The organism is Desulfitobacterium sp. (genome assembly GCF_034927245.1).
GTDB lineage: Bacteria > Bacillota > Desulfitobacteriia > Desulfitobacteriales > Desulfitobacteriaceae > Desulfitobacterium_A.
Map to the genome: position 1 here is coordinate 1 of NZ_JAYFQK010000018.1, position 21525 is coordinate 21525.

At 41.3% G+C, this 21525-nt stretch carries 23 protein-coding genes; 18 read left to right on the plus strand and 5 right to left on the minus strand.

What is annotated here, in order from left to right; all coding sequences use genetic code 11:
* Nucleotides 1-374 precede the first annotated feature (374 nt).
* From tnpA to VB077_RS04735, 10 genes are all read left to right on the plus strand, one after another.
* Nucleotides 375-776, plus strand: coding sequence for an IS200/IS605 family transposase (gene tnpA, locus VB077_RS04690; RefSeq protein ID WP_323414064.1), 402 nt, complete (start codon nucleotides 375-377; stop codon nucleotides 774-776).
* Nucleotides 773-1897, plus strand: a complete 1125-nt coding sequence (locus VB077_RS04695; RefSeq protein WP_323414065.1) for an RNA-guided endonuclease TnpB family protein — start codon at nucleotides 773-775, stop codon at nucleotides 1895-1897. Before tnpA ends, VB077_RS04695 begins: the two co-directional genes overlap by 4 nt.
* A gap of 517 nt (nucleotides 1898-2414) precedes the next feature.
* Entirely contained in the window at nucleotides 2415-2987 is a 573-nt protein-coding gene (locus VB077_RS04700) for a sigma-70 family RNA polymerase sigma factor (RefSeq protein WP_323414066.1), read from the plus strand.
* 2 nt (nucleotides 2988-2989) lie between these two features.
* A complete protein-coding gene (locus VB077_RS04705) occupies nucleotides 2990-4147 on the plus strand; it encodes a DUF4179 domain-containing protein (RefSeq protein ID WP_323414067.1) in 1158 nt (385 codons plus the stop codon).
* A gap of 197 nt (nucleotides 4148-4344) precedes the next feature.
* The gene (locus VB077_RS04710) at nucleotides 4345-5073 is read left to right on the plus strand and encodes an ABC transporter ATP-binding protein (protein WP_323414068.1); all 729 of its coding nucleotides are present in this window, start codon (nucleotides 4345-4347) and stop codon (nucleotides 5071-5073) included.
* Nucleotides 5066-6709 carry a putative ABC transporter permease subunit gene (locus tag VB077_RS04715; protein WP_323414069.1) on the plus strand — a complete coding sequence of 548 codons (1644 nt, stop codon included), beginning with the start codon at nucleotides 5066-5068 and terminating at the stop codon, nucleotides 6707-6709. The genes VB077_RS04710 and VB077_RS04715 overlap by 8 nt, the downstream gene beginning before the upstream one ends.
* Before the next feature lie 113 nt (nucleotides 6710-6822).
* Nucleotides 6823-7230, plus strand: coding sequence for a GntR family transcriptional regulator (locus VB077_RS04720; protein WP_323414070.1), 408 nt, complete (start codon nucleotides 6823-6825; stop codon nucleotides 7228-7230).
* Nucleotides 7227-8141 (plus strand): ABC transporter ATP-binding protein, encoded by a 915-nt coding sequence (locus VB077_RS04725; protein ID WP_323414071.1) that lies wholly within the window; start codon nucleotides 7227-7229, stop codon nucleotides 8139-8141. Before VB077_RS04720 ends, VB077_RS04725 begins: the two co-directional genes overlap by 4 nt.
* A complete protein-coding gene (locus VB077_RS04730; protein WP_323414072.1) occupies nucleotides 8119-8883 on the plus strand; it encodes a hypothetical protein in 765 nt (254 codons plus the stop codon). The genes VB077_RS04725 and VB077_RS04730 overlap by 23 nt, the downstream gene beginning before the upstream one ends.
* Entirely contained in the window at nucleotides 8880-9623 is a 744-nt protein-coding gene (locus VB077_RS04735; RefSeq protein ID WP_323414073.1) for a hypothetical protein, read from the plus strand. Before VB077_RS04730 ends, VB077_RS04735 begins: the two co-directional genes overlap by 4 nt.
* Before the next feature lie 6 nt (nucleotides 9624-9629).
* Here the strand turns inward: VB077_RS04735 and VB077_RS04740 are convergent, their stop codons facing one another.
* Nucleotides 9630-10007, minus strand: coding sequence for an HsmA family protein (locus tag VB077_RS04740; RefSeq protein WP_323414074.1), 378 nt, complete (start codon nucleotides 10005-10007; stop codon nucleotides 9630-9632).
* 116 nt (nucleotides 10008-10123) lie between these two features.
* Nucleotides 10124-10672 (minus strand): TetR/AcrR family transcriptional regulator, encoded by a 549-nt coding sequence (locus VB077_RS04745; protein ID WP_323414075.1) that lies wholly within the window; start codon nucleotides 10670-10672, stop codon nucleotides 10124-10126.
* Nucleotides 10673-10850: 178 nt separating this feature from the next.
* Between VB077_RS04745 and VB077_RS04750 the strand changes: the two genes are divergently transcribed.
* Nucleotides 10851-10988 (plus strand): rubredoxin-like domain-containing protein, encoded by a 138-nt coding sequence (locus tag VB077_RS04750; RefSeq protein ID WP_323414076.1) that lies wholly within the window; start codon nucleotides 10851-10853, stop codon nucleotides 10986-10988.
* Nucleotides 10989-11091: 103 nt separating this feature from the next.
* Here the strand turns inward: VB077_RS04750 and VB077_RS04755 are convergent, their stop codons facing one another.
* Nucleotides 11092-12771, minus strand: a complete 1680-nt coding sequence (locus tag VB077_RS04755; protein WP_323414077.1) for a methyl-accepting chemotaxis protein — start codon at nucleotides 12769-12771, stop codon at nucleotides 11092-11094.
* Nucleotides 12772-13009: 238 nt separating this feature from the next.
* Entirely contained in the window at nucleotides 13010-13405 is a 396-nt protein-coding gene (locus tag VB077_RS04760) for a hypothetical protein (RefSeq protein ID WP_323414078.1), read from the minus strand.
* 420 nt (nucleotides 13406-13825) lie between these two features.
* On the opposite strand from VB077_RS04760, the gene VB077_RS04765 reads away from it, so the two are divergent.
* From VB077_RS04765 to VB077_RS04775, 3 genes are all read left to right on the plus strand, one after another.
* A complete protein-coding gene (locus VB077_RS04765) occupies nucleotides 13826-14896 on the plus strand; it encodes a PrpR N-terminal domain-containing protein (protein WP_323414079.1) in 1071 nt (356 codons plus the stop codon).
* Between the two features lie 37 nt (nucleotides 14897-14933).
* Nucleotides 14934-15596 (plus strand): Crp/Fnr family transcriptional regulator, encoded by a 663-nt coding sequence (locus VB077_RS04770; protein ID WP_323414080.1) that lies wholly within the window; start codon nucleotides 14934-14936, stop codon nucleotides 15594-15596.
* Between the two features lie 96 nt (nucleotides 15597-15692).
* Nucleotides 15693-16181 (plus strand): OsmC family protein, encoded by a 489-nt coding sequence (locus tag VB077_RS04775; protein ID WP_323414081.1) that lies wholly within the window; start codon nucleotides 15693-15695, stop codon nucleotides 16179-16181.
* A gap of 68 nt (nucleotides 16182-16249) precedes the next feature.
* On the opposite strand, the gene VB077_RS04780 is transcribed toward VB077_RS04775, so the two are convergent.
* On the minus strand, nucleotides 16250-17644 hold the full coding sequence (locus VB077_RS04780; protein ID WP_323414082.1) for an SLC13 family permease: 1395 nt from the start codon (nucleotides 17642-17644) through the stop codon (nucleotides 16250-16252).
* 316 nt (nucleotides 17645-17960) lie between these two features.
* On the opposite strand from VB077_RS04780, the gene VB077_RS04785 reads away from it, so the two are divergent.
* The 4 genes from VB077_RS04785 to lpdA all read left to right on the plus strand — a co-directional run bounded on the left by VB077_RS04785 (nucleotide 17961) and on the right by lpdA (nucleotide 21253).
* Nucleotides 17961-18626, plus strand: coding sequence for a Crp/Fnr family transcriptional regulator (locus tag VB077_RS04785; protein WP_323414083.1), 666 nt, complete (start codon nucleotides 17961-17963; stop codon nucleotides 18624-18626).
* Nucleotides 18627-18872: 246 nt separating this feature from the next.
* Nucleotides 18873-19301 carry an OsmC family protein gene (locus VB077_RS04790; RefSeq protein ID WP_323414084.1) on the plus strand — a complete coding sequence of 143 codons (429 nt, stop codon included), beginning with the start codon at nucleotides 18873-18875 and terminating at the stop codon, nucleotides 19299-19301.
* 69 nt (nucleotides 19302-19370) lie between these two features.
* The gene (gcvH, locus tag VB077_RS04795) at nucleotides 19371-19769 is read left to right on the plus strand and encodes a glycine cleavage system protein GcvH (protein ID WP_323414085.1); all 399 of its coding nucleotides are present in this window, start codon (nucleotides 19371-19373) and stop codon (nucleotides 19767-19769) included.
* Nucleotides 19770-19876: 107 nt separating this feature from the next.
* Nucleotides 19877-21253: a dihydrolipoyl dehydrogenase gene (gene lpdA, locus VB077_RS04800; RefSeq protein ID WP_323414086.1), complete on the plus strand. Its 1377-nt coding sequence runs from the start codon at nucleotides 19877-19879 to the stop codon at nucleotides 21251-21253.
* The last annotated feature ends 272 nt before the right edge of the window (nucleotides 21254-21525 follow it).

Sequence of the window (21525 nt, forward strand, 5' to 3'; positions counted from 1 at the left end):
TACCTGCTTATTTTTTACGGAATTAAGTGTTGGAGCGTGGGGCAACATAACCTTTCATGGCATGTTTCTTGGGGGAAAATATATTTTTGCGTTCTCCTCAGCTCTTGTCCCACTTGACTTCTAGAACATCGCAATTACCTCAAGAAAACTAGGGCTTGCGCCAAGCTTCTAGCGCAGGCGGAAACCTTAGTTGAACTTCGAGTTTATCAACCGATAAAGTTGGCAGTTTTTAAGAAGTAAAATATTCCAGTGCCTTGGGACATCGGAAAAAATAGCTACAACGCAAAAAGCTCTTTCCATATTCTTATTGATGGGCCAGTAAAATTATGGTAAAATATATTCAGTAGTAATTACCATAATAGGGGTGAAAATAAATGGAATTAGATAATAATAATCATTCGGTATTCTTGATGTATTATCACCTTGTTTTGGTTATAAAATATCGCCGGGAAGTCATTGATGATAAAGTTTCCCATCGGCTAAAAGGGATTTTTGAGTATATATCACCCCATTACAATGTTGCTTTACAGGAATGGAACCCTGATAAAGACCATGTTCATATTCTGTTCAAAGCGCAACCCAATAGCGAATTATCAAAGCTCATCAATGCCTATAAAAGCGCATCCTCACGTCTTATCAAGAAAGAATATCCTCTCATCAAAGAAAACCTTTGGCAAGAATATTTCTGGTCCAGAAGTTTTTGTTTACTCACGACAGGGGACGCGCCGATTGAAATGATCAACCGCTACATTGAAAGCCAAGGTGAGAAGAGATGAATAAGGCCTTCAAATATCGTATATACCCTACGCACGAACAAGAAATTCTGATTAATAAAACCTTTGGCTGTGTCCGATTTGTCTATAACAAAATGCTCGCGAACCGGAAAGAAATCTATGAACAATTCAAGGATGACAAGGAAGCGTTGAAACAACAGAAATATTTATTACCGGCGGACTTCAAGAAAGAATTTGAGTGGCTCAAAGAAGTGGATAGTCTGGCTCTGGCCAATGCTCAACTGAATTTGCAGACCGCTTACAAGAATTTCTTTCGGGATAAATCAGTCGGTTTTCCTCAATTCAAAAACAAGCACCGTGACAAGAAATCCTATACGACCAACAATCAAAAGGGCACCATTCGGCTGATGGACAGCAAAACAATCCGGTTGCCGAAACTAAAAGATGTACGGATTAAACTCCATCGGCAATTACCAAAAGAGGCCGTTATAAAATCGGCAACGATCAGCAAAACCCCTACAGGCCAATACTCTATCTCCGTATTGGTGGAGTACGAAACCGACATAGTGCCAATAACGCCCACAGTAGAAACGGTATTAGGTTTGGATTATTCATCCAAGACATTGTTTGTCGACAGTCAAGCCAACAATGCGGACTATCCCAAATTCTACCGTCAAGCGGAAGCAAAATTGAAGAAAGCCCAGCGCAAATTATCCAAACGTCAGAAAGGGAGCAAAAACCGCGAAAAACAACGTCGGAAAGTAGCAAAATTACATGAGAAAGTAGCGAATCAGCGTAAAGACTTCTTGCATAAACTGTCCAGGCAGATAGCCAATGCCTATACAGCGATTGCAATTGAGGATCTAAATATGCGGAGTATGGCTCAATGCCTCAATCTTGCAAAATCCACAAATGACAATGGTTTTGGTATGCTAAAAACGTTTCTAGCCTACAAACTCGCTGAACAAGGAAAACAGTTAGTCGTTATTGATAAGTGGTTTCCGTCCAGTAAAATGTGCAGGTTCTGCAACAACGAAAATAAAGAACTATCCCTATCCGATAGAACATGGACTTGTACTCATTGTGGAGCGGCATTAGACCGCGACATAAACGCGGCTATCAATATCAAAAATGAAGGCTGTCGCTTGCTTGGCATAGCCTAATCAAACTTAAGAACCGTTGGGCAAACGGGGATAGCTTGGTCATTATACTGGCGTTAGCTGGTACGTCCCAAGAAGCCCCCACTTCTAAGCGTTAGCGTAGGTGTGGGTGGGAGTATGTCACCTACTTTACTTCTAAAAGAAAACTCCTAGAATATACATTGCACTCAATTAACCAGTATTATAAGGAATTTGAATTATAATCAAAGGCTTCATCGGCATTCACATTTTTTGCTTCCTTCTTAATCATGAGCAAGCGAAACATATCATCCAAACTTATAAAAAGACGAGGAATGAATCCTCGTCTTTTTATATAAGTTATTTTCTCTCCATCTCAAATCAAATAATTATAATTCTTCTCAATCATTTGCAGAACTTTCGCGATATGACCGCGAACCACCTCTTCGGCTGGTATGATAATAGAATCGGACAATGCAATTACTTAATGAGTTTTGCGAAAAGTTGCTTTTAACTTCGTTGTATAGAGTGTAAGGACTTTTACAAGGAAAGGGGGGAAACCATGAAGAACAATAACGATTACATACGGCGCTTGAAAAATAAAGAGGAAGATGCTCTGGAATTTATTATGGATAAATACTTCCCTTTAGTGAAGGGGATTGTCAGTCATGTCCTGCTTCCTATTGGGAGTCAGGAGTTGGTGGAGGAATGCATTAGCGATGTTTTCCTTGCCGTTTGGCATCATGCGGAAAAGTTTAAAGGAGATGGGGAAGAGGATTTTCGCAAATGGCTCTGCGCTATCGCTAAATACAAGGCTATTGACTTTTATCGCCGGGAAAGAAAATGTGTTGAAATTCCTTCTTCCGATCGTGAGGGGATAGACCTGTTTCCGTCCCAAGCTTCGGCAGAGGAGCAGGTGCTTTTTAAAGAAAATACAAGGGAAATGAGAAAATTGCTGAACTCCTTTTCTGCAACGGACCGCAACATATTTATAATGAAATTCTTTTGGGATATGCCTTCGGAAGAGATCTCCAGAAAATTAGGATTGACAAAATCCGCTGTCGATAATCGTATTTACAGGAGTAAAAAACAACTGGTAAAAGGTGTTATGAGCTTAGGAGAAGGGGGAAATTAACCGTGAAAGACCTTTATGAATTTTTTAATGAGATAGATATTGACCCGAATGAGTTTGCAGAGGCAGAGGTGGATGAGCTGGAAAAATCAAGAGTCAAAAAAAGGGTAAGAGAAGGGATTGCCGAAACGGGTCATCCGAGCGGACCGAAGAAATGGAGAAAAAGCAAGGCCATGACGGCTGCAGCCGCTGCCATGATTATGGCGGTAGGGATCTCCGGCTTTGGCTTGGCCTTTCCCGCTTATGCCAAGGAAGTTCCGGTCATCGGTGATATTTTCCGCTTTTTAGATGACGGACGTACGGGAGTTTATGATTTATATACAGAAAAGGCCTTGGACATCAATATGGTCAAAGCAGATAATGGCATTGAAGTGACGTTGAATCAAGGCATTTATGATGGAAGAACCTTATCCCTCACCTATACCATAAAAACCGCTAAGGATTTTGGGGAGAGACCCTATTTGGATAGCAGGATTGATGTTGATTCTGCCCAGGGTTCCGCAGGCAGCGAGCATTTAAAACGGGTCAGCCCCGGCGTCTATGTAGGGCAAAGCAACTATACATTTTTTAGTGAGGAGGAAGCCCGGGATGCTATTTCTTTCCGCTGGGGAATTTCCGGGATGACGAATATAGAGGAGGGAGCAACCGAAGAAAATAAGAAAACACCCTGCAAGCTGAGTTTCAGCGTAGCTTTGAATGCTCTGGACTTTACCGAGGTCAGGATTGATGATAATCAGGATCGGGCCCGGGATGTGGCTATTAGCTTAAATCGCCTCTCCCTAACCCCCATCAATACTCTTCTCTACTACTCCGAAATAGTCCCTAATAAACTTACCCATGCTGTGCAGATGGATTGGGAAATCAAGGACGATTTGGGCAATATCTATGAGTATGAAGAGAATGGGGGGCAGGGGAAAATCGGTGATGAAATGACCGGAATGACCGAAATGGAAAGCATCATCACCTTTAAACGCATTGATCCCAGGGCGAAAACCCTGTTGATCACGCCGACCATGAAACTGATTCCTACCCGGGGTGGCGGTGTGACAGTCGATGAAAAAGGCCATGAAACCCAGTTCAGCTACGAAGGGTTGCCAAAGGGGGTCACTGCCGGAGAGTGGAAGATGAAAGAGATTAACATAGACCTCAGTGCCGTGAAATAAATTCAATCACCGGTCCTCAGAAACAAGAGCGCGTGCCTGAGTAGGGCACGCCTTTTTATTTGCACCTGTTTCGTTAATTTCCAAGAATTTTTATATTGTAATCACCTTAACAAGGCTTTAAAATGGAGTAAACTCTGAATAAACAGTTTTTTACAGTTAGCAGGCAGTTTAAAATATAATCGAAAGGGGATGACCTTATGATTGAACTTAAAAAGGTGACTAAGATTTTCAGCCCTCCTGTGAAGGCCGTTGACAATATTGATCTTTCGGTAAGAAATGGGGAGATTTTCGGCTTTTTAGGACCTAATGGTGCCGGTAAGACGACAACGATCAAGATGATTACAGGGATATTAGCCCCCGACAGCGGGAGTGTAATGATCGATGGGGTGGATATTATCAAAGATCCATTGCAAGCCAAAAAACATTTTGGCTTTGTCTCGGATAGTCCCAATAGTTTTCTAAGACTTAAAGGAATAGAGTATCTCAATTTTATTGCGGACATTTACGATGTTTCGTCTCAACAAAGAAAAGAGCGAATAGAGATGTTGAGCAATCGCTTCGAGATAACCCATGTTTTAGGCGACCGCATCCAAAGTTATTCCCATGGTATGCGGCAAAAAATTATGATTATGGGAGTTCTTGTCCATAATCCTTCCGTGTGGATTATGGATGAACCCATGACAGGACTTGATCCCAAGGCCTCCTTTACATTGAAGGAAATGATGCGGGAACATGCCAATAAGCAAAATACAGTTTTCTTTTCTACTCATGTCCTTGAAGTTGCGGAGAAAATATGTGACCGGATAGCTGTCATCAATAAGGGCCAAGTCCTTTTTTGCGGAAAGTTGGAAGAAATGAAAGATCACTTTAAAGACCAAGATGAGTCTTTAGAAAAAATGTTCTTGGAAATGATCGAAGATGAATAAAAAAATAATTGTATTAACAAAAACCTTAATGAGAAATTCCTTTAGCTTTACAACAGACCCGAAGAAAAGGATAAGGCAAGCCATGCTTTTGGCCTTCATGGCGCTCTGCTTTTTGCCGATGGTTGGGGGTCTGATTAAATTTGTAGCAAAAACGTATGATGGGCTTGCTTTAGTAGGAGAACAAGGAGTTTTGCTAAGTCTGGGTATGGCCTTAAGCGCTTTTGTCATTTTTTTCTTCGGACTTTTCTACACCATGAATACCTTCTATTTTTCCGAGGACATTGAAACTTTGCTCCCGTTGCCGGTTAAATCATCCCATATCTTAGGGGCTAAGTTTATTACGGTGACAATCTTTGAGTATTTGACAGAAGCGCTCATAATGCTGCCGCTATTAATTGTGTACGGGATTAAAGGCGGACAGGGTCTTTTATATTATATTTATGGTTCCCTTCTATTTTTAAGCCTGCCTGTGTTGCCGATTGTCTTGGCTTCAGCTGTCGTAATGGTCATCATGCGGTTTACCAATCTTGCGAAGAACAAAGATGCCTTTCGGATAGTCAGTGCCATAGTTGCTATATTTTTTGGGATTGGGGTCAATATTTTCACGCAGAAAATGGTATCGAACCAGGGAATAGGCCAGCTCGGCGACAACTCGCTAGTGACAACGACTTCGGCTATTTTCCCGCCGGCGAAGCTTGGTGCACTTGGCCTCATCAATAATGCGACTCTCGGTGGACTGGGGTATATCTGCCTATTTTTAGCCTTATCTTTGATGGGGTTTTACCTCTTTTTAATCCTGGGCAACCTGCTTTATTATAAAGGGGTTACAGGTGCAACCGTTTCGAAATCACGGCATAAGTCTATCACCGGTCAGGAATTGAGCCGGCAAACTGAACGAAACCCTGTGCTTAAAGCTTACGTGTTAAAGGAATTACGGATTCTCTTCAGAACCCCCTCTTATTTCATCAACGGTATCCTGGTAAATTTCATCTGGCCCGTATTCTTGATCATACCTATGGTCATAAAGCCGAAAGACATGTCCGAACTTGTACAGCTCAAAGCAATGCTGCAAAACCCGACCATTGGCGGGATAGTCATCGGGGTAGGATTCGGTATTATGCTTATGACGGCTTCCATCAATGGTATAGCATCGACATCCATATCCAGAGAAGGAGAGAATATCTTATTTAACAAATATATCCCTGTCAGCTACAGGACACAAATATTGGCAAAAGTAATTACCGGAGTACTTTGGGGGATTGTCGGAATGTTGATAATGTGTGCCGTTGCGGCATTTTTGTTCGATTTTCCGGGGTCTCTAGTGGCTGTGATTAGCGTTGTAAGCCTGCCGGGAATTCTTTTTGCTAATCTGGTTGGCGTTTTCATTGACCTTTTGAACCCAAAACTGCATTGGAGCGATGAACAAAGAGCGGTAAAACAAAACCTTAATCTATTATTTAGCCTTGTTATCTGCGTTTTATTCACCGGTTTAAGCATTTGGATCTTGGTGAAGTTTCATTTCACGATCAATCAGGCCGCAATCAGTTTGATTTCTTTCTACGCTCTTCTGGATATAGTGCTTTATGGGGTTCTAATGAAGAAAGGCAGTGCTCTGTTTAGTAAAATTGAATACTAATCTCCTTATTTACAAATAGCCATTCTTGTCATATACTAGAGCCATAGTACATTACACTACTAACGTACTATGGCTCTAGTATTTTTCCGGAGGTGAAAGCGGAGGTGAATGGCATGATCTTTAATCCTGACAGCATTAAGCCTATCTATGTTCAAATCGCGGATTGGCTTGAAGCGGAAATATTAAGCGGAAACCTTCCGGAAGAGGAACGAATCTACTCTCAGTATCAACTCGCCGAGATGTTTACGATTAATCCGGCCACCGCAGCCAAAGGCCTTAATCTTCTTGCAGAGGAAGGGATTGTTTACAAGAAACGGGGGCTGGGAATGTTTGTATCCCCACAGGCCAAGGAATATATTTTAACCAAACACAAGAATCAAATCCTGGGCAAGCTGATTAGGGAGCTTGTGGAGGAGGCCCAGCGTCTTGGGGTGGGGGAAAGGGAACTCATCCGGATGATCGAAAAAGCCCGTAAAGAAGAACAGGAAGAGGCTCAGGGAGAAGGGGAGGTTAGACAATGAGTTTCATCGAAGTGCACGACCTGAAGAAGACCTATGGAAACATCCAGGCGATCCATGATTTATCCTTTGCCATCGAGGAAAATACCATCACCGGATTGATTGGGAGAAACGGTGCCGGAAAGACCACCCTGTTAAGAATGATCGCCGGTCATCTGAAGCCTACCCAAGGCGAAATAAAAGTGCTCGCACGGGACCCCTTCGATGATCTTGCGGTTGCCGGGAATATGATTTTTGTGGATGACACGATGGTTTTCCCGGATTCCTTAACCTTGGTGAATATCTTAAAGGAAGCCGCGGCCTTTTACCCTTACTGGGATAGCCGGATCGCTGACGGGCTGTTTGATTATTTTCGACTGAATCCCCAACAACGCCATGGAAATTTATCTAAGGGAAGCAAAAGCATCTTTAACGCAATTATCGGCATTGCCTCCCGCTGTCCGCTGACCCTTATGGATGAGCCTACCACGGGGATGGATTCGGCCGTGCGCAAGGATTTTTACCGGGCCTTGCTTAAAGATTATATAGACCACCCCAGAACCGTGATTTTGTCCAGTCATTTATTAGGAGAGCTCGAGGATATTTTGGAGGATATTTTACTCCTTGACCAAGGAACCAAAAGGGCTCATCGTTCCATCCTGGAGATGAAGGAATATGCCCTAGGCTTTAGAGGAAATGCCCAAGTTATCCGCGAGAAGCTTCTTTGCCGCCTTGAGGAAGAAGAGATTCTGTATCAAGAGGAGTTTGCCAAGGGGAGCTTGTACCTGGTGGCCGAGACCGAGCACCTTCCCGAAGGTTACGAAAAGCTGAGACAGCATGAGGTGGAGATTGTCCCGGTAGGTATTGATGATCTGTGTATTTACCTTACGGCTGGGAAAAAGGGAGGGATAGATGATGTCTTTAAACGAGGTTAAGCTTTCATCCGTTCGCTTTAAAGATATTGTCCTGAAACAATATCTCTATAAACTTAAAGGTCATTCCGGGTGGATCCATTCCTTGATCCTTATCCAACTGATAAGTTTGCTGTTCTCCATGAGTCCAATGGGCGGTATGTCCTCAGGAGGAGATTCTTTTCATATCAATATCAACACTTATACAGGGGATGCCTTTTTAGTATTGACTATGATCTGGATGGCTGTGATGACGTCTTTTCTGGGCTCACAAGCTTATCGGAGTATAGATTTTTCTTTGGTGTCGAACCGAATCACCAGCTACGTATCCAATGCAGCGCTTATCCTCACCTTTGCCGTATATGCCGGGATAACGGGAACTCTGATGAGTCTGCTTCAGCGAATGGTCCTGGTTAAATCTCTGGGTGAATCTGAATTTATTTTTGGGGGAGTGCAGATGGCCCCTTGGGATATCCTTCTGAGTATTTTCGTCGCGACCCTCTATCTGCTTCTTCTGGCTTCGGTCACCTATCTGATCCAGATGGTTAGCGCACTGAACAAGGCCGCCGGAATCGCTTTGGGAGTTTTTATCCTTGCCTTTGGGTTTGGATGGATTCGGATTTTTGAATTTAAGGTTGAGAATGTTCTGCTCTTTTACACTGCGGAAAGCTCCTTGGGGCTCTTCGCCTTAAAAGTAATCGGCTCGGTTGTCCTCCTTTTGGGGCTAAGCATGCTTATTTCCGGGAGAATGGAGGTTAAGAGATGAGTATAAGTTTTATTACCTTGTCACTGATTATTTTGATTATGATAATCCTCTTTTCCTTTATAAAAAGAGCGGTGAAACCGAGGCTGAACAGGTTCAATCAATGGAAGAGCAATTTGCTTTTGGCGGGGGGTTATCTGGCGTTGCTGATTCTCCTCATACCCATAACCGGATTATTGGATAAAGGGGAGTCATTTATATCCCCAAATCCAGACAAGGAACTCTTAGCTCTAACTCCCGCGGACTGGTCAAAGGATGGGCAGAAATACCATCTTCCCGCGGATGGGCGCTTCGAGGAACAAACCGGACTATACGAAAATAGCCATCAAACGTTTAAAGCCGAAGCCCCTCAATTAAAAATAACGACTGCAGAAAATCTAGGCAATGGGCAGATTTTCCTGGAACGCAGAGGAAGTGCTGATGGGATCATCGAGGTCGCTACCTATGTGGCACCTTATTATGCCAGCGCCAACGGAGCCATGCCCCTTGATTTCACTAAATTGATTGCCCCTCCGCAGATATCTCTGGAAAAAGGGATTTTGAAGATTGAAAGGCCGATTGAACAAAGCTGGGTGTTTATAAACTTTAACGATAGTTTTACGGTGAGACAATTTAAACCCGAAGCCCAGAGCGCCGGCGGAAGTAGCATGATGATTCAGGGACAGCAGGGGATTCTGGTCCGCATACCCTCTGATCTGGAGATAGTCAGTGATGATAACACCCGGGTCCAATGGGTGAGGTAGGAATAATTAAATCATCCGAAATATAAATCCGGAGATATAGGGTATTAACCAGATAGCCCAAACCCAAAGGCTGAATTGATGAAATTTAGCAATCATCACCTTATCTCTTTTAATCAAGACAAAAGTTGCCCAAATGGCATGAACAAGCATTAAGATTATGGCTAAAGCACCGGTAATTCCATGGAAATATGAAGTCGATGTGATCATTCCCATGGTTTTGGTTATGGCCTCCATAATCAGGGTGCCTGTTGTATCACAGACTAAGCCTAAATAAAAGAACACCAGGTGCCAAACTTTTAGCGTCCCTTGAATCTTTTCAGACCAAACTCCTACAGTGTAAAAAACTAACGCGAGACTGATAAAAATAATGGCATAACTTAACATCTCTTTTTCCTCCGATCTATTTCTTGATCTGTCTATGCATTAGATTTTAATGAACGTCGTTCATATTAGGAGTATATGAACGACGTTTATTAAAAGGCAAAAAAATATATTAAAAATCAAATTTTTAAATGATTATATAATTCATCAAAAGTTATATATTCGTTTCTATTCAGGTAGATCAAATTAGACATGATAAACTGGGCCAGCTTATACGAGGATAGCGAAGAATTAATATGGCCTTTCGTTCTTTCAATATCTATTAATTCACTTAGCTTATTATAAAGAAGATAAAATTTATCCGGGGACTCGTGATCACAACTGATCCTATTGCTCGGTTTTTTAATCGCAGCCATTTCAATGAATATTAAAATGTAACTACTAATAAATTGCCGGAGTGATAGATATATTTTTCTAATCTTTTCTTTGAATGGCTCATCTGTAGTCATCAATTGATCGACTAAGTTGGAAATTTCCCACCAGTCCTCTCTGACAATCTCCATAACAACTTCATCTTTAGTCGGAAAATAATTATAAAAAGTACCTAAGGCAATATTGCATTTTTTCGCGATCTCCCGGACATTGAAATCATTATATCCTTTTTGGGAAAGGAGATTTCGGCTTTCCAGAATAATAGTCTCTTTCAGATTTTCAATAATCTTGGGCATGACTACCTCCAAAGTTTCCTTTATGAACTATGTTCACATTATACTGCATTTCAATTTTAGACGCAAGTCTTTCTGAAGGGCAGCGTTCACAAATCATCCTGTTTCCCTTATAATTAGCGTGTCAATGTTAATGAAAATTATGGCAGTCTAAATGAAAAAATGAGAGGAGCGAACAACAATGAAAGCATGGCAATGTGTAATTTGCGGTTATATTCATCGGGGCGAGAACCCTCCGGAAACGTGTAAAGCCTGCGGCGCAGGAAGCGATCAATTTGTTCCGGTAGAAGTTCCGGATAAGAAACCACGCCAAAAATAAGGAATTCCTCTAAGGCAGGCACTGCTCATTAATAAGAAAAACTCAGGGACTCGAAGTAACGGAGCTCCCTGAGTTTTTAATTTAAGCTTTGTCGGTTTAGGTGTTAAACCGTAAATTTATCGGCGGTACTCGTCAACTCGTTGGCATTGCGGTTTAGTTGAATCATGACATGATTTATTTTTTCCAGCCCCGTAGAAATTCCTGTGGCCGCAGCGACAACCTGCTCAGCACCGGCTGCTCCTTGACTTATGGTCTGATTGATATTATTCATGGCTGATGCAATCGAAACAGCCATTTCATCTAGCGTTACTACTGTACCTGAAATTTGGCGTGCAAGGCCTGTCAATGTGTCGGCATCAATTTGGTATTGATTACCGGTCTCCACAAGATGGTTATAATCAGGTACAACAACGTCATTAATGAATTGTAATGTATTCAAAGCTCCATTTGAGAGGTCCTCATGGGCTTTGATTACTTTCGTCACTAAATCTTCGATCTCTTTAACGGTTTCCGAGGACTGTTCTGCCAATTTACGCACTTCGTCAGCCACGACAGCAAAACCACGTCCGTTTTCTCCGGCCCGAGCTGCCTCTATCGCGGCATTTAAGGAAAGTAGATTGGTCTGGTCCGCAATAGCGGAAATGCCTTGGGTCAACTCCGCTATTTTTTGTACAACTTTTGATTCCTCAATTGCATTTTCGAGGGATTCTTTTTCATTTTTATAGATTCCCGTTGCGTGGATTTGGGCTTGAACTGCCTGACTTTTTAATTTCAACGCCCGTTTTTCGATCGAACTTGCCTCATTGCTGCCATGATTAGCCTGTTCTCCAAGTTCATGAATATAGCGTGTGAGTTCTTCATTTGAAGCAGTAATCTCCTGAGACGCTGCTGCAATTTCTTGAAAGCCTGCTGATACCTGTTCGGTAGACGCTACCATTTCTTCTGAACTGCTCGAAATGTTACTAATTGCGTCAGTACAATTCATAGTTGCAGAAGTCACTTGTTGAGTAACATCTTGGGATTGTTTAATTAAATTTTTCAATTTACCGGAGGCATTACCTAAATGCTGTACGAGTTGTCCGATTTCATCATTGCTAGCTTCGGCTTCAACTGTAAAATCACCCATGGCCAAGGCTTCGGCAATAGCCTGCCCTTTAGCAATTGATTTTTTAACGGAACGAATAATATAGACTGAAAGCAATAGGGTTATCACTAAAGCAAGCCCTAAGATGATCAAAATCGTAGAAATGAGCTTATGTATTTGGACACTAATATTCATTTCTTCAGATTGCAGCTGACTGTTTTGATAAGCAATAAAATCTTCTATTACCTTTAATGTTGATGCATTAACTGCTGAAGCAACATTTACCCCATATTGGTTGGCCGCAGCTGCCCCTTCGGTTTGGTATAATTCAATCATTTTCTTTTGATGGGGAGCAAATTCAGCCATTTTTTCGGCAACTGCATCGAGTTGCTCTTTATCTTCTGCTGATACATTCGCTTGAAGTGACTCCAAATCTTCATTTGCCTTCTGAATCGAACTATTTAACTCATTATAGAATTTTACGTTGCCGGAACTAAAATACCCTCGCTGGGCAGCGGTTTGGTTTGCAAATTGTAAAGCAATATCCTGTGCGGTGCTTTGCGTTACAATATGATATTCGGAGATGTTGCTGGCAATTTTGCCCAGCACGTTGACTTGATAATAAACAACACCGACAATGATTGACATAAGTAAGATAAGAACCGTGTAACTACAAGTTAGCTTTGTTGATAATTTCATCCCTTAACCTCCGAGAATTATTGCGATATTCTAAATAATTAACGACATTCAATGATTATTATATGACAAATATTGTCGAATATAAAGTGCTTTTAGGATATTTTGAAAATGATTCTGCCGTTGAACCCCTAAATCAAAAGCCATTGCTATTGAATGCGTCTAAAAAAAGCAAAATCAGCAGATGTTAAAAATCTGCTGATTTTTTGCTAAAATTTAAGCTATTTTACTTTTCTAATGACTATTCTGTTTCGATCGTTAACTTATTCCCAGTTTCTTCAACGGCTACTACTTGCTCAGTAGTATCAATTTCAGAAGCGTTCTCATCTTTAGGCAACTTTCCCAGACATTCCGAGATCTTTTGATTGATGATACCGATACCAAATAAGATAAAAGAAATACCACCATAGACAGCGATGGGTTCAAATATTCCGGGGAGCAGCTGACTCGGTACTAATTGCTTAATAACTTCATCAGAAGGATAGCCTTGAGCTACATACTGATCAAGAACATTTTTAAATAATAAGACATTATTAACCAGAAAGGCAATCGCAATAAGAGCTATTAAAGTAGCAACACAATATAATACGATTGAACTGATAGGACGTTTAGAATTTTTTTCTTTTTTAAGTTTCATAGTTAAATCCTTTCTTAAAAAATTGCTTACAATCTAAATAAGGTACTCCACCCAATTATGCCCAAGCTTTCTTTTTTTAATTACTGATAACCATGGTTACTCCTTTCCGGCTGGAGGATGACTTTCTACAATCCTATTTTATAGCGGGAATCTGAATAATAGCTGAGGATTATCTGAGAGTTTACTGAACGAAGTAGAGATGCTTCTCGCTAATTGAAGGGGCTTTTTTTAGATAATTGTTAGATAATTGGAAGGAAAATGATAAAATGAAGAGAAAGTTAAATAAAACATACGAATTTTCAGTTTTAAAATATCAGATGCTTGGAAATGTGTTAATAACACTTATTTAACGTCTGATTTCATTTGGTAATTACAGGGCAATAGTTAGTATTTAGATTAAATAGCGGGAGGTATTAAATAATGGAATCCATTTTTTTTGCAGCACTGACGCCGGGTATGGCTCAGATTGCCAAGCAGGCGATGCAAGAACTCCATTTATCTTTCCCGATTCAAGTCGTCAATTTTGATCAAGGATCAGAGGTAATTCGAACTAATCCCCAGGTCGATGTCATGATCAGCAGGGGCCTTATGGTTGATAGGTTACGGGAACTTACCGACAAACCGGTGGTAGGAATAATCATGACGATTGCTGAAGTTTTAGAAGCGGTGCAGCGGCTGACCGCAGACGGTGCATCAAATGTGGGAGTAGTCGCTCATAGTGGATTTATGGGAATGGACAGCTCGGATTATGTTATAGGTGAAACAACGATACATCTGAGACCCTGGAATTCGTCTCAGGACATACCCAAAATACTGGAGCAGTTGAGTCAGCACGGTGTTGATGCAATTACAGGAGACAAAGGCGCTTATACTGCGGCTAGTGAGCGGGGTTATAAAGTGGACCTGCTGGAATCAGGATTATTGGCCGTGAAACGAGCTATCAATGAGGCCTTAAAAATTGCTCAGGCTCAGGAGCGAGAACGAGTAAGGGAAGCAGAGAAAGCGAAGCGCTTTGAGCAGGTGGTATCTGAACTCTATTCAGAGCTAGAACAGTCGGCTGCTTCTGTAGAGGAACTAGCGGCCTCATCAGAAGAACTTGCGGCTTCAAGCCAAGAATCCTCTAATATTGCCCAATCAGCCGCACATGAAGTCAATGGTATCACAGAGATATTGGATGTGATTAGGCGGGTGGCTCAGCAGACTAACTTGCTGGGACTTAACGCCGCCATTGAAGCTGCCCGTGCAGGTGAACAGGGAAGGGGATTCTCAGTTGTAGCAGAGGAAGTACGTAAGCTGGCTGAGGAGAGCAACAAATCGGCTCGGGAAATTAATGAGATGTTAGAAAGATTCCGTGAGTCGGTAATTCAGGTACAGAAAAACGTGGAACAGAGTGATGTAATCACTCAGGAGCAGGCTAAGGCCACACAAGTGCTGGCTCAGAAGTTGGATGGCCTTAGAGCGGTTGGGGAAAAGCTAATAAATATGGCCTAAATGCAATGTCAGCCAGAATGGCTTTGGGGGTAATGCAATGTCGTATACTAACCAACTCTGTGTCACGGGTTTAACTCACTTGTTTAATAAAGATATAGTTGAAGCATGGATGAATGAGGGAAAAGAGTATTATTTTAAAAAGGGTGACTTCATTGAAAACAGCGCTATCAATGAGAGCCATGTCTTCCTTGTAAAAAAGGGAAGCGCTCGTATTTTTCATCTTCATGAAGACGGAAAAGAATGTGTGATTGGTTTAATCCAGCCCGGAGATTTTATTGATTTATTAGATATATTTACGCATAAAAACAATGCCGTCCTATCGAGGGCTTTGACCGATGTGACCGTTGCTGCCGTTTCGAAAAAAGAAATACGGAAAATTGTTGAGGAAACACCGGAGCTTGCGATGGCCTTGCTTGAACATTTTTCTTTTAAAATTCAAGAAATGATCGAGATTTTAGAACAGGTCGGGTATGGAAAGGTCGAAGAAAGACTGATCTATTTATTCAAAAAGCTGGGTAATTTACAGCAAGGGCAAGAGGGGTGGTATCCTTTGCCGACATCGCTGACCCATCAAGATATTGCCGGTATGATTGCTTCGTCTCGGGAAACGGTGACCTTGCTCATCAATAAACTTCTGGGCTTAGGGGTTTTAAAACAAAGTGAAAATAGGCTTTGGATCAACATCCGTAATAAAAATTAAATTAGTGAAAAATACGTAATCTTCCTAACATACGAATGTGAGCAATGCTATTAATATGAAGCTAAAGTTTGATTCGTATTACGAGGAGGAGATCATATGAACAATATTGGATTTGAAAACCTTGAACAAACGGCAAAGGCTATCCAAAAGAATCCGGAATTGGCGATGAAAAATTGGTTTGCCCATGTAACTTGGAAAAATGGAATTCAGAATGAGGCTTCAATTCGGAACTACAGCTTTTTGATGGACGAGCCTGCGCCGCTAGGGGGAACGGATACTGCCCCTAATCCGGTAGAGTATTTAATTGCGGCTGCTGCGAGTTGTTTTGCAATTACGTTTGAAGTTATGGTCAGTCAACAAGGCATCAAAATTGAAAAAGTTGAAGCGGATATCCAAGCCGATTTAAATGCTGCTGTATTTTTAGGCTTACAAGAAGGAAACGGCGGAATTCTAAATCCTGTTATTAAATTAAAAGCAGTAACCTCCGCACCCCAAGAACAAATAAAGGAAATTGCCGAAGCGGCCCTTGCCAAATCACCTGTACTGGCAAGCCTCAACACTCAAGTTGAGTTAATCTGCTGTTAATAAAAAGCTGCAATAGAAGTTAAGCTTCTGTTGCAGCTTTATTTGAACTCAATTAAATAGGAAGGCTTTTATTTCACAAGATGAAATATATTCCAATAAGGGTAAAGGATTGCTATGAAAAAGACAAAGGTTAAAATTGTCTTTGCAGTATTCATCTTGATGAAGTGTCCCATTGAGATTTTGCCAAAACCGAACATTAAGAGATAAGGGGCAACCTCATAAGGGAAAAAGACCATATCGGTGGAGATCACTAATGTCATGACTGTGGCCATCGGGTTTAAGCCAAGATCGACAGCGATCTGAGCAAAAGGCAAAGATAATCCCGCCATCATCGCATAAGGCGTCATGAAAAGATTGCCGATCATACCAAAGAACATCATCACAACCAGGGCCAAAAGCGGAGTTGAATTTTGCAGCATTGGAGTGACCAAACCGGATATCAATTTGCCGAAACCTAAGGCTCCGCCAACGACACCAATTCCGAGACAACTGGCAATAAAGAAAAAGATGCTAAAGTTAATCTTTTTAATCGATGCTTTTGTTCCCACATTCACTTTAGGTAAGAAAAGTACATACGGAAGAAGCATAAAACCATAGGCTGCCGGGAGTTTATGAATTGGGGTAGTGAATAGATAAGCCATCAACATGACCAATACAACCATGGCTTTTTTCTCATTAGTGGAAACGGGGCCTAAGGATTTATATTTATCGCGGAAATACTCTTTTCCGCCTTCGAGCTCAATCGATTTTGTGTTAAATACCTTGGCTAAGATAAAAAGGAATAGGATGAAGAACAGAAGGATAGGTCCGTTATAAATCAACATTTCATACCAGTTAGCGAAAAAACCGGGAACAACTTGACGGATACCTTCTTCAGCTAAGCCCAGATAACCGGGATTATACATAAAGCTGCTGGGGGCACCTTCACCGCCTAACATTGCGGCAAAACAAAGCAATGCGCTTTCTTTCGATAAATCAAGGTTTAGAGCTTTGACAATGCCATATCCGAAGACCATCATGATAATAAATGCCTGACAAAAAGTGACAAAGTTGAGGGCTACACCTGCGAAAAATACGCCAAACATGATTCCTGTGAAATTACCGCCGCATTTATAAATACACCAGTAAGCAATTCTTGGCAGCAAGCCGCATTCTTCCAAAACATTGGCCAGCAGCATGGCGCCAAAGATCATCCATACCGTATTGCTGGTCCAGGATCCAAAAGCTGTTGCGGGGTTAACAATACCGCTGATCATATAAAGTGTAGGCAGCATGATTGCGGGTAAAATTGGATCAAAGAATTCAAAGGCCATGACAATAATAATAAAAGTAGTGATCACGAAGAAGATTTTTAAGGGAGCTGTGTAGAGTTCAGAAGTTGGAATGAGATATACTATAAGTGGGACTAAAAAAGTTATAAGCCATTTGATGAGTGTTTTACTGCTGTGCTGTGATTCCTCCATAAATAATCGTTCCTCCTAAGCGACTTGTATTGGTGCAGCAATACGATTTTGTTAATGGTGCGATAAAGAAAATCGCTTGACAAGTTGAAGTTTAACAGAGGTTATAGATCATAAGATATAACCTGGGTTATATTTCAAAAGATTATGTGAAAGTAATTATTTACATAATCAATTTATAACCGGGGTTATATTGTATAATGGTTTTTTGAAATATAATTTTACTTAGGACATTCTTAATGTACGTAATGAACTAAATGTTATGTAATGAACTAAAAACAAACGATTTGCTTTAGCCGGCTTACAGGGAGGGATACTTATGGAAAAGCAAATGAAAAACTTTATCATGAGCTTAAAGGATTCTCACATATGCTATTTTAAAAAAGGGGATATCATCATTAAGCAGGATGAGAAAGTAGAGTTTGTGTATTATCTTGTCGATGGATTGATTTATCGTACTGTTCTGTCAGAAAAAGGTGATGAAACAATCTATGATACAAAATCTGGAGATAACTATTTGAAATCGTTATTAGGGATTTTATATTTATTTGATACCGGGATTAGCTATACCAATTTCATTGCTAAGACGAATTGTATTTGTTATCAGATCCCTAAAGCAACGATATTAAATTATATTCTGGATAAGCCGAAAATCCTGCGCGAACTTATTGATATCGCCATGAATTTTTATAATTCAACGATTGTCTTGCTTCAGAATAAACAACAAAGGAACGCCGTCAATCGATTGTGCCAATTTTTATTGGAACAGGCCAACGTGGTCAATGGCAAACTAGCCGTTCGCAAGGCATGTACTAACGTTGAAATAAGTAAGTTCTTAGGAATTCATCCGGTTACAGCCGCAAGAATTATTAAATGTTTAATTGACGAGAAAGTCATTATCCGATGTAGAAATGGATTAACGATACTCGACGAAAATAAGCTCAAGGAATATGCTCAAGAAACGCGTACTATGACATATTCGTAATATATTAGCTCGAATGCAAGAGGGCAGGGCTTTATGGGTTAATTTCCATAAAGCCCTACCCTCTTATCTTTGGAATTTAATCTCGAATATTTTGACGGATATAACCGGGGTTATTTTTAGTTTAAATTATTTTAGCTATGCTGAAGTAGAAATTATCTCTGGTCTGCATGTGCAGATGCGGCCGCGATAATTGATGTTTTGAAAGTTGTGAAATCATGTAATCGTGTAATATGGGAGGTATTAGGCATGGCTAAAGTCGTTGTTAAATGGGAAGAAAATATGAATTTTAGGGGATTCGATTCCGACGGACGAGATGTTTTATTGGATGCTGCGGCCATTTATGGCGGGTTGGATAAAGGAATAAGACCGATGCAGCTTATGCTGATTGCTCTTGGAGGCTGCGCCTCAATCGAGATCGGAAATGTTTTAAACAAAATGCGGATCGCCTATGAAGAGTTTAAAGTCGAATTAGAGGGTGAGAGAGCAGAAACAGTACCCCAAGTCTTTACGAGCATCTCGATGAAATTTATTGTCAAGAGTAAGGATTTATCGCAGGAGAAACTGGAAAGAGCGATAAAACTAGGGGAAAGTTATTGCTCCGCCGCCAATATGATCAAAAAAGCCTGTCCTATTGCAGTCAGCTATGACTTAAATGGTATAAGCTACACACTTTAGATAAACGTTTTAGATAAACGATAGATGGAAATATTGCTAAAAGGGTTAAATGGGAGGAGGAAAGAAAGAATGACCAAGCCAATTAAGGAATTAGCGTTCAGAGATGATATCCTCTACTCCGACAAACATACCTGGGCAAAAGTCGAAGGTGATCTTGTGAAAATTGGTATCACTGATTTTGCACAGGATCAACTCGGAGATATCATCTTTGTGGAATTGCCCAATAGCGGAGAAACTTACAGCAAAGACGATACATTTGGTCAAGCTGAATCGGCGAAGAGCGTTTCCAGTCTATACATGCCTTTGAGTGGGACAATTGTAGAGGTTAACACCCTGTTGGAGGATTCACCTCAATCTGTTAATGGGGAGCCCTATGATAAAGGTTGGATGATCGTGGTTAAGTACAGCAACCCTGATGAATTGGCCGAACTCCTATCTAAGGCAGATTATATGAATCAAATAAAATAGACTAAACTAAAATAAAATAAGCTAGACTAAAATAAAATAAGCTAGACTTTTGTGCTTGCAATGATTAGCGCATAAAGGAAATGAGTATTGCCTTTGGAGGGAAAAAAGTGACGTATAAAGCTGTGGTAATTGGCGGCGGACCTGCCGGCTATGTGGCTGCCATTAGAATAGCTCAACTGGGGGGTCAAGTTGCAGTCGTCGAAAAAAACAAATTAGGGGGTACTTGTCTTAACAGAGGATGCATACCCACAAAATCTCTGATCGCTGCGGTCGACAAATTAAAAGCGGTTGAAGATGCTGTTCAATTTGGGATTGAAGTAAGCAAACCGGACATTAACTTTGTTAAGATTCAGGCCAGAAAAGATGAAGTCGTTGCGAAGCTGGTAGAAGGTATTCACTTCTTATTGAATAAAAACAAGGTTAAGCTGTTTACGGGCTCTGCTAAAATCAAAGCTGCAGGTGTGGTTGAAGTCGAAAATAACGGTGAAACGGAAGAACTGTTGACTGAAAACATCATCATTGCTACCGGTTCCAGTCCTGCTTTAATCAAATCTTTAGGTTATAACGGGACGAGTATCATGACCAGTGAAGAGATATTAAGATTGCCCGAGATTCCTAAAAGCCTCCTTGTCATTGGCGGGGGTGTCATTGGCAGTGAGTTTGCCCACATTTATGGGAGCCTGGGAACAGAAATTACGATGCTAGAATTGGCACCCAGCATTTTAAGTATCCAGGATGCAGAGATTGCCCGCCGCATGCAGAGCATCTTTAAAAAGAGAAAGTATAAAATCGTAACCAATGCAGTCATTAAAAAGATCACGGAGATCGAGGGGGGTATCCGGGCCGAATTAGAAAATGGGGATACCATTATAGCTGAGAAGGCCTTGATCTCTATTGGCCGTACGCTCAATACCCAAAATCTGGGACTCGAAGAGATGGGTATAGAAACCGGTTCCAAAGGCGAGATAAAAGTCAATGATCAGATGGAAACCAATATCAAAGGTGTTTATGCGATTGGTGATGTGGTCATGAAGTATCAGTTGGCACATGTCGCTTCAGCCCAGGGTATTGTTACGGCTGAAAATATCATGGGCCGGAAAGCAACCATGGATTATTCGGCCGTACCCAGCTGCGTTTTTACAAGCCCTGAGATAGCGATGGTTGGGTTGACCGAGAAACAGGCTAAAGATAAAGGAATTCCGGTTAAAATCGGTAAGTTTAATTTCATGGCTAACGGCAAGGCCCTGAGCATGGGCGAAGGAGAAGGCTTTATTAAGATTGTGACGAATGCGGAAACGGATGTAATCTTAGGGGTTCACATTATCGGACCCCATGCCTCGGATTTGATTGCCGAAGGTACGCTGGCTGTTAAAAATGGCTTAACCGCCGGCAATATTGCCGCGACGATTCATGCCCATCCCACTCTTGCGGAAGCCATGATGGAGGCTTCAGAAAATGTCCATGGCTTAAGTATACATGGTTAATTTTTACAGACTCGCGTAGGGTTCTTTAGAACATAAGGATGAGTTCCCTTTGTATTATATGAGGAGGTCGGCAGACAGAAAATGGTCAGCCGACCTCCTGTTTTATCCGATAGCTAACTGCCACTAAGTCACTGGACATAGGAAGCTTGCTTGCTTTGCAAGCTTAGCAGACTTGTCCTCTGTGGGGATAGTCAACTAAACTGCAGAAACAAGTGCGATAGTTCCACCGGAACTATCGGGAGTCAAAACTCCGCCTGCAGTTTTCTTTACAA

What these genes read in the sequence shown, in the direction of transcription:
- tnpA (WP_323414064.1), top strand. Translation starts at nt 375, where the DNA reads ATGGAATTAGATAATAATAATCATTCGGTATTCTTGATGTATTATCAC.
- VB077_RS04695 (WP_323414065.1), top strand. Translation starts at nt 773, where the DNA reads ATGAATAAGGCCTTCAAATATCGTATATACCCTACGCACGAACAAGAA.
- VB077_RS04700 (WP_323414066.1), top strand. Translation starts at nt 2,415, where the DNA reads ATGAAGAACAATAACGATTACATACGGCGCTTGAAAAATAAAGAGGAA.
- VB077_RS04710 (WP_323414068.1), top strand. Translation starts at nt 4,345, where the DNA reads ATGATTGAACTTAAAAAGGTGACTAAGATTTTCAGCCCTCCTGTGAAG.
- VB077_RS04715 (WP_323414069.1), top strand. Translation starts at nt 5,066, where the DNA reads ATGAATAAAAAAATAATTGTATTAACAAAAACCTTAATGAGAAATTCC.
- VB077_RS04720 (WP_323414070.1), top strand. Translation starts at nt 6,823, where the DNA reads ATGATCTTTAATCCTGACAGCATTAAGCCTATCTATGTTCAAATCGCG.
- VB077_RS04725 (WP_323414071.1), top strand. Translation starts at nt 7,227, where the DNA reads ATGAGTTTCATCGAAGTGCACGACCTGAAGAAGACCTATGGAAACATC.
- VB077_RS04730 (WP_323414072.1), top strand. Translation starts at nt 8,119, where the DNA reads ATGATGTCTTTAAACGAGGTTAAGCTTTCATCCGTTCGCTTTAAAGAT.
- VB077_RS04735 (WP_323414073.1), top strand. Translation starts at nt 8,880, where the DNA reads ATGAGTATAAGTTTTATTACCTTGTCACTGATTATTTTGATTATGATA.
- VB077_RS04740 (WP_323414074.1), bottom strand. Translation starts at nt 10,007, where the DNA reads ATGTTAAGTTATGCCATTATTTTTATCAGTCTCGCGTTAGTTTTTTAC.
- VB077_RS04745 (WP_323414075.1), bottom strand. Translation starts at nt 10,672, where the DNA reads ATGCCCAAGATTATTGAAAATCTGAAAGAGACTATTATTCTGGAAAGC.
- VB077_RS04750 (WP_323414076.1), top strand. Translation starts at nt 10,851, where the DNA reads ATGAAAGCATGGCAATGTGTAATTTGCGGTTATATTCATCGGGGCGAG.
- VB077_RS04755 (WP_323414077.1), bottom strand. Translation starts at nt 12,771, where the DNA reads ATGAAATTATCAACAAAGCTAACTTGTAGTTACACGGTTCTTATCTTA.
- VB077_RS04760 (WP_323414078.1), bottom strand. Translation starts at nt 13,405, where the DNA reads ATGAAACTTAAAAAAGAAAAAAATTCTAAACGTCCTATCAGTTCAATC.
- VB077_RS04765 (WP_323414079.1), top strand. Translation starts at nt 13,826, where the DNA reads ATGGAATCCATTTTTTTTGCAGCACTGACGCCGGGTATGGCTCAGATT.
- VB077_RS04770 (WP_323414080.1), top strand. Translation starts at nt 14,934, where the DNA reads ATGTCGTATACTAACCAACTCTGTGTCACGGGTTTAACTCACTTGTTT.
- VB077_RS04775 (WP_323414081.1), top strand. Translation starts at nt 15,693, where the DNA reads ATGAACAATATTGGATTTGAAAACCTTGAACAAACGGCAAAGGCTATC.
- VB077_RS04780 (WP_323414082.1), bottom strand. Translation starts at nt 17,644, where the DNA reads ATGGAGGAATCACAGCACAGCAGTAAAACACTCATCAAATGGCTTATA.
- VB077_RS04785 (WP_323414083.1), top strand. Translation starts at nt 17,961, where the DNA reads ATGGAAAAGCAAATGAAAAACTTTATCATGAGCTTAAAGGATTCTCAC.
- VB077_RS04790 (WP_323414084.1), top strand. Translation starts at nt 18,873, where the DNA reads ATGGCTAAAGTCGTTGTTAAATGGGAAGAAAATATGAATTTTAGGGGA.
- gcvH (WP_323414085.1), top strand. Translation starts at nt 19,371, where the DNA reads ATGACCAAGCCAATTAAGGAATTAGCGTTCAGAGATGATATCCTCTAC.